The sequence below is a fragment of the Armatimonas sp. genome, from assembly GCF_043760365.1.
Taxonomy (GTDB): Bacteria; Armatimonadota; Armatimonadia; order Armatimonadales; family Armatimonadaceae; genus Armatimonas.
The window spans coordinates 1-1,754 of the sequence record NZ_JAYUPA010000417.1 but is presented as its reverse complement, the minus strand read 5'-3'; the positions used below and the strand labels follow the sequence as shown (position 1 = coordinate 1,754).

Genomic DNA, 1,754 nt, shown 5'->3' with positions numbered 1-1,754 from the left:
AGCCTGTCGCGGCGGACTTGAGCGACTTCAGCTCGTGCTGGAGTTCTTTGAGATGCGCCTGAAGCCGCTCGATTGCCTCGGGGACGGCATCGGGCTTAATGGAGAGCAACGCTCCTGCCACGGCAAGCGTATTGTCCCGGGCCGCAAGATGCTCGTAGGCTCCGCGCCCCGTTAGCGCCTCAATACGCCGCACGCCCGCCGCCGCGCTGCCCTCACTGATGATCCGAAACAGCCCGACGTCCTCGGCACTGGCGACATGGATTCCGCCACAGAGCTCAATGGAGTAGTCACTGCCAATCGAGACCATGCGCACGACATCGCCGTATTTCTCACCAAAGAGCATCATTGCCCCGTGCTTTCGGGCTTCCTCCTGGCTGGTCTCCACGATCTCTACCCGCAGGCGGCGGCGAATGGAAAGGTTCACCTCGGCCTCAATGCTCGCCAGCTCTTCATCGGTCAGTGCCGCGTTGTGCGAGAAGTCAAAACGCAGGCGGTCGGGGGCGACCAGCGAGCCTTTCTGCGCGACGTGGGTTCCGAGCTGCGAGCGCAAGGCTTTGTGAAGTAAGTGTGTTGCCGTGTGATTGCGCCGAATGTCGAAACGTGCGGCACTAACCTTCGCGGTAACCGTATCGCCTACGGAAAGGCCACCGTCTTCGGCTGTTCCATGGTGAAACCAGATTCCCTCGCGCTTCTGTGTACTCGTGACCTTAAACCAGGGCGCTTCCCCGTGCAAAACCTCGCCAAAAATATCGCCCGTGTCCCCGACCTGGCCTCCACTCTCCGCATAAAATGGCGACTCAGCAAGGATAATTTCCGCCTCTTCACCGACAGGGAGTTTGGCAAGTGGCTTGCCGTTCTGAAGAATACCAACAATGGTTGTCTGGGCGCTGAACTTGTCGTAGCCGACAAACTTGGTGTGCGGCAGAGAGCGCAACAACTCTTTGGTGCTCTCATCGGTAATAATCCAGGTAACTTTATCGTCGTTCTTGGATTTCTCGGAGTGCTCTTTTTGAGCCGTCTCGTAGCTCTCGCGATCCACGCTGATGCCACGCTCCAGCGCGACTTCGGCGGTCACTTCAAAGGGCAGGCCGTAGGTGTGGTAAAGAAAGTGCGCCTCAGCACCATCGAGAGTGCCTTTGGCCAGCGCGTCTTCCAGGCGTGCGAGGCCGTTTTTGAGCGTGTTGCGGAAGCTGGTCTCCTCCAGCTTGACGGCCTCCAAAATCGCCTCTTGTCGGTCTACCAGCTCGGGGTAGTAGTCCTTCATGTTCTGCACCACGCCGGGGACGGCACGGTCCATAAAAGTCTCGTTCTCAAAGCCTAGATGTCGAATCCCCGCCACAATCGCGCGGCGCATCAGGCGGCGCAGAATATAGCCTTTATCGCTGGAGCCAGGCGTGACGCCATCACAGAGGATGAAAGTAGCGGCACGCACGTGGTCGGCGATTCTTCGGAAGGCGATATCGGTGGCGGAGTCCGGCGTGGACGTGTAGGATTTGCCCGAGAGCTGCTCCATCACGGCGATCACGGGGCGCAGCAGATCCGTCTCAAACGGTCCGGCGAGGTTGTTGATCGCTGCTGCCGTGCGCTCCAGGCCCATACCGGTGTCAATGTTCTTCTTGGGCAGCTCGATCAGCTTATAGTCGTCGCCCGTGCCCTGGCCCGTGTACTGCGTAAAGACATTGTTCCAGATCTCCAGCCAGCGCGAGCCTTCACCGTCCCAGTCTTGGTCAAACGGGAGCTGTGGCTGCAAATCA

The 1,754-nt window shown here is 59.1% G+C and carries 1 protein-coding gene; it reads right to left on the bottom strand.

Translation table 11 applies throughout. The features are described 5' to 3' along the window. A partial coding sequence (alaS, locus tag ACH2EH_RS09855) for an alanine--tRNA ligase (protein ID WP_395141220.1) occupies positions 1 to 1,754 on the bottom strand: 1,754 nt, incomplete at both ends.